The organism is Pseudarthrobacter sp. NPDC055928 (assembly GCF_042270935.1).
Classification (GTDB): domain Bacteria; phylum Actinomycetota; class Actinomycetes; order Actinomycetales; family Micrococcaceae; genus Arthrobacter.
On the sequence record NZ_JBHJZH010000041.1, the window covers coordinates 1 to 5,204 of the forward strand.

The 5,204-nt window shown below is 61.4% G+C and carries 5 protein-coding genes; all 5 read right to left on the bottom strand.

Translation table 11 applies throughout. The features are described from left to right. Positions 1 to 416: ABC transporter permease subunit (locus ACFC25_RS22605; protein ID WP_376049333.1), on the bottom strand; the 416-nt coding region annotated here is incomplete at its 3' end. Positions 417 to 461: 45 nt separating this feature from the next. Then, positions 462 to 1,379 (bottom strand): ABC transporter substrate-binding protein, encoded by a 918-nt coding sequence (locus ACFC25_RS22610; RefSeq protein WP_376049335.1) that lies wholly within the window; start codon positions 1,377 to 1,379, stop codon positions 462 to 464. Positions 1,380 to 1,557: 178 nt separating this feature from the next. After that, positions 1,558 to 2,235, bottom strand: coding sequence for a GntR family transcriptional regulator (locus tag ACFC25_RS22615; RefSeq protein WP_337349249.1), 678 nt, complete (start codon positions 2,233 to 2,235; stop codon positions 1,558 to 1,560). Between the two features lie 42 nt (positions 2,236 to 2,277). After that, positions 2,278 to 3,732, bottom strand: coding sequence for an NAD-dependent succinate-semialdehyde dehydrogenase (locus ACFC25_RS22620; protein ID WP_337352784.1), 1,455 nt, complete (start codon positions 3,730 to 3,732; stop codon positions 2,278 to 2,280). 30 nt (positions 3,733 to 3,762) lie between these two features. Then, complete coding sequence (locus ACFC25_RS22625) at positions 3,763 to 5,016, bottom strand: aspartate aminotransferase family protein (RefSeq protein WP_376049339.1); 1,254 nt, start codon at positions 5,014 to 5,016, stop codon at positions 3,763 to 3,765. Between the last annotated feature and the right edge of the window lie 188 nt (positions 5,017 to 5,204).

Below are 5,204 nucleotides of genomic sequence, written 5' to 3' on the forward strand. Positions count from 1 at the left end.
ATCGCGGTGCCGATATCGGTGAACGGGATGCCGATGGACAGGTTCGGGTAGAGCGCGGAGATGTTGAACCAGAAGATCAACTGCACCAGCACCGGGGTGCCCCGGAACAGGGTGATGTAAACGCCCGCAGTGGCCGCGAGTGGCTTGATGCTCGAGCCCCTCATAATCGCCAGCATCAGCCCCAGGAGCGTTCCCAGGGCCATGCTGGCCACCGTGAGGAAGATCGTCAGCATCAAACCACGGAGAATCGTTTCGTGGGTAAAGTACCGTGCAACCACATGCCACTTGAAGTTGGGGTTGGTTGATACCGAGATCAGGATGCCCAAAGCCAAAAGGCTACACACAACCCAGGCGGCATACTCGAAAGTGCTTCGTCGCCGGAGCCTTGGCTTGAGCGCCGGGTCGACCGCATTCATTGCGGTCTCACTTCCTTGACGAACGAATTTCTCCACGGCGTCCCTCTAATTGAGCTTGGCGTCGGTGATGGCGCCGGACTCCAGGCCCCAGTTCTCGAGGGACTTCTTGTATTCCGGGGTCTCAAGGACGGACTGGATCGCTGCCTGCATGGCCGGGGTCAGCGGGGAGCCCTTTTTCAGGCCGACGGCGGTCAGGTCGCTTGAGCCGACGTTGACCCGGCCGATGAGGGTGAAGGAGTCCGGCTGCTGCTTCTGGGCCCATGCGAGCGAGGTCGTGTCGTAGAGGATGCCGTCGATCCGCTTGGAGTGCAGCTGGACCAGGGCGTCCTGGATGTTGGGCAGGGTCACGGCGTTGATCGCCGGCTGGCCCTTGGAGGTGCAGGTCTGCTCGCTCAGGGCCGGAAGGCGCAACAGCTGGCCGGTGGAGCCTTGGGTGACGGCGATGTTCTTCCCGCACAGGGTTTCAACGGTGAGGTTCAAAGGGTTCCCGGCGGCTGCTGCCACGGAGTTTCCGGCCCTGAAGTAGTCGATCATGTCCAGGACCTTGAGCCGCTCTTCGGTCTTTGACATGGTCGTGGCGGTGAAGTCGAAGCGGCCGCCGTCCAGGCCCGGGACGATCGTGTCGAACTTCGTGTCCACGAACTTCAGCTTCAGGTCAAGCTTTTTGGCAATGAGCCGGGCGATGTCCGGGTTCAGGCCGATCGGGGTGGTGTTGTCCTCCGCGAGGAACGTCGTCGGCGGGTAGTGCAGGTCCATCGCGACCGTCAGTTCGCCCTTGTCCTTATAGGACTGCGGCAAAAGTGCCACAGCAGCAGCGTCAGGCTGGACGCCCTCCGAGATGTCAGCCGTATTCGATGTCTTGGATCCTTCCTGACCTGAATCGCTACCGGCATTTGACCCGCAGGCGGTTAGCGCCAGTAAAACGGCCAACCCTGCACCGGCTACCCGGACCTTGATTCTCATCTTCGTCGGAGTCTCCTTCCAAAACAGAGCCACAATCCTTACCTACTATGCAACCACCCTCGCGGTAGATCGTCGACAATTTACAGGGATTATCTTTGTTGACGGCACAAGAGAAGGCCAGATCCAAGCGGACCTGGCCTTCTCTTACGGAATGGCGGATAAGGAGAATCTCGGGAGGTTACTCTTCCGTTGTCCCGGTAAGATCCTCCACGGCTGTTTCCATGTGCCGTGTGATGGCTTTGTGTAGTTCTTCGCGACGGCCTGCCTGCAGGAGATCGAGGATGTGTTGGTGTTCCTGCACGAGGACGTCGATTCGGGGATAGGCGACGGCCAGATTGAGAATGCACATCCTCGATTCGGCTGCGAGGGTTTGATAGATCCGGATCAGGCGAGTATTGCCAGCCCCGGCTACGAGGGAGGTGTGGAACTGCATGTCCAGCCGTGCAATCGCCTGCCAGTCCGAAACAGCAACCTGTTTTGCCATATCGCTGATGGTGGCCTTTAAGACCTGGCAGGTGTCCTTGACCTGTTCCGGACCGGCGTCCAGCAGTGCGTCCGCGGCAGTTGATTCCACAGCCTCACGTACGGCGTAGATCTCCCTGATGTCTTCCGTGGTGAGCTCAAGGACGAAAACGCCCCTGTTACGCCGACTGACGAGGATCCCTTCCTGGCACAGCCTCTGCAACGCCTCACGGACTGGACCCCTGGAAGTGTTTAGCTGGCTTGCCAAGACAGATTCATTGATCTGTTCTCCCGGACCGAACATGCCCTGAACAATCTGTTCCCGCAGCTGATCGGCGATCAGCTGCGCCGTGGGTCTTCCCTCCAGTGCAAAGAGCCCTTCCGGTGCCGCCATCGATATCCCCCTCATCTCACTCTTTCGCCTGCCACACGTCTTTTAGACAGCTATGGCGGTGTACTTGGTCTCAAGAAATTCCTCGATGCCAATCTTGCCGCCTTCGCGCCCCAGTCCCGACTGCTTGACACCGCCGAACGGTGCTGCGGGATTGGAAACAAGGCCGGTGTTCAGTCCGACCATGCCTACTTCCAGTTCTGCGGAGAAGCGGAGAGCCTTGTCCATGTTCTCAGTAAAGACGTAGCCGACCAGGCCCCACTCGGTGTCGTTGGCGAGTCGAAGCACTTCGTCTTCGCTGTCGAACGGGGTGATGGCTGCCACCGGACCGAAAATCTCGGTGCTCATCAACTCGGAGTCCAATGAGACGTCCGTCAGGACAGTGGGCGTGTAAAAGTATCCCGGACCTTCGGGACGGCTTCCTCCCGTCAGGATGCGTGCACCCTTGGACACCGCGTCGGCCACGAGGCTTTCGACCTTGTCCAGGCCCTTCTGTTCGATCAGCGGACCCACCTCGGTCCCCGACACCGCGCCGTTGCCCACCTGAAGTTCGGAGATCTTCTTGGCGAACTTCTCGCTGAATTCCTCCGCCACTGACCGGTGGACGAAGAAGCGGTTCGCGGCAGTGCAGGCCTCACCCATGTTCCGCATTTTGGCCTTCATCGCGCCATCAACTGCCTTCTCGATGTCGGCGTCGGCGAGGACGATGAAGGGGGCGTTTCCACCCAGCTCCATCGAGGAGCGCATGACATTGTCGGCCGCCTGGCGCAGCAGGATCTTGCCCACCTCGGTGGAGCCGGTGAAGCTGATCTTCCGTGCAATGCCGCTGCTGGTCCAGGCCCCCACCACAGTTGAGGCGCTGGAGGTCGTGACGACGTTCAGGACGCCGTCGGGAAGGCCTGCCTCCCTGAAGATCTGAACCAGGGCAAGGGACGTCAGCGGGGTCAGCTCGGCAGGCTTGAAGACCATGGTGCAACCGGCCGCGACGGCGGGGGCGATCTTGCGGGCGCCCATGGCCAAGGGGAAGTTCCACGGGGTCACCAGCACGCAGGGGCCGACCGGTTCCTTGGTGATCATGATCCGGGTGTTGCCGTCAACGGAGGTGGCATGGTCTCCGCCAATGCGGACGGCTTCTTCGGAGAACCAGCGGAGCATTTCGGCGCCATAGGCCACTTCTCCCCGTGCCTCGGCAAGGGGCTTGCCCATCTCCGCGGTCATGATTGCCGCCAGGTGGTCGGTGTTGGCAATGACCAGTTCAAAAGCCCGTCGCAGGATGTCGGCGCGTTCGCGGGGAGTGGACTTGCCCCACGCCGCCTGGGCCTGGCCTGCAGCCTTGATCGCCAAGGCTGCATCTGCCGGCCCGCCGTCGGCTACGTGGGCGATGATTTCGTTGGTGGCTGGATTCTCCACCGGGAAAGTGGCGCCGCTGGCGGCCTTCTGCCAGGCGCCATCGATGAACAATTCCGTGTGAAGCCCTGAGGGGTCGAATGAGGAGCTCATGTCACGCTTTCAAAAATGGTAGGGGAGATACTAGGAGGTGGCTGTTTTCAGCGCCTGGGTGAACCTGGTCAGGCCAGCTTGGATTTCGTCGCTGCTGACGTTGAGCGCCGGGATGATGCGGACGACGTTTCCGTGCGGACCGCAGGTGAGGAGCAGCAGTTCTTCCTTGATGGCTGCTTGCTGGACTGCCAGGGCGGTAGCGGAATCAGGGGTGTTGTCCGGCGAGGTAAACTCGACGCCCTGCATGAGGCCGCGGCCGCGGACATTGCCGATTCCCGAAAATTCTGTCTTGAGCTGGTTGAGCCCTGCCCGCAGTTCATCGCCCCGTACCAGGGCGTTCTCCACCAGGTTCTCGCGTTCGATGACGCCCAGGGTTGCGACGCCGGCTGCGGCTGCGACGGCGTTTCCGCCGTAGGTGCCTCCCTGTGAACCTGCCCAGGCTTTGCCCATCAGTTCGGTGGAGGCGGCGATGGCTGATATGGGGAAGCCGCTGGCGAGTCCCTTCGCGGTGATCACCACGTCGGGAGTGATGCCTGCCCAGTCGTGGCCCCAGAACTTTCCGGTGCGGCCAACACCGGCCTGGACCTCGTCGAGGATGAGTACGATGCCGTGGCGATCAGCCCGCTCGCGCAAACCTTGGAGGAACGCCGGGGGAGTGGGGATGTAGCCTCCGTCGCCCAGGACGGGTTCGATGATGAAACCGGCCGTGTCCGCCGGGCTGCTGATGCTCAGGAGGAGGTGGTCCAGTTCCTTCAGCGCGAATGTGACGGCGGTTTCCTCGTCCCAGCCATACCGGTAGGAGTGCGGGAAGGGCGCAATGTGCACTCCACCCATGAGCGGGGAGAAGCCTGAACGGAACTTCGTGCCGGCCGTGGTGAGCGAAGCGGCGCCCACGGTCCGACCGTGGAAGCCGCCGTGGAAGGAGATGATGTTGGGCCGCCCCGTGGCCATCCGGGCCAGGCGGACCGAGGCCTCTACTGCCTCGGAGCCGGAGGTCGCGTAGAAAACGCTGTCCAGCCCCGAGGGCAGGAACTCTCCCAGCTTTTCGGTCAGCTCAAGCAAGGGCTTGTGCATCACGGTGGTGTACTGGGCGTGGACAATCTTGCCCACCTGCTCACGAGCAGCCGCTACGACATCAGGGTGGCAGTGACCTGTGCTGGTAACACCGATTCCAGTGGTGAAATCGAGGTACTTCTTGCCGTCAGTTGCGTGGATCCAGCTGCCGAGGGCATGGTCGACGACGACCGGAGTGGCCTGCTTGAGGAGGGGACTGAGAGTTGCCATGGCTTCATACTTTCTTAGGGCCTGTAGATTGTCAACAATAGGCGATGTTGGGAAGGTGGGGATAGTCGGTGCGTGTGTTAAACCGTCTCGAAGCGTTGGGGGCGCGCGAAGTTGAGGCTGTCGAAGGTGCGCTTGCCGAGGGCTTCGTTGGCGGCGATTTCGCCGTAGCCGGTGGCGTTTTTGAAGCC

Coding starts and splice junctions, on each gene's coding strand:
- ACFC25_RS22625 (WP_376049339.1), bottom strand. CDS start 5,016: ATGGCAACTCTCAGTCCCCTCCTCAAGCAGGCCACTCCGGTCGTCGTC.
- ACFC25_RS22610 (WP_376049335.1), bottom strand. CDS start 1,379: ATGAGAATCAAGGTCCGGGTAGCCGGTGCAGGGTTGGCCGTTTTACTG.
- ACFC25_RS22620 (WP_337352784.1), bottom strand. CDS start 3,732: ATGAGCTCCTCATTCGACCCCTCAGGGCTTCACACGGAATTGTTCATC.
- ACFC25_RS22615 (WP_337349249.1), bottom strand. CDS start 2,235: ATGGCGGCACCGGAAGGGCTCTTTGCACTGGAGGGAAGACCCACGGCG.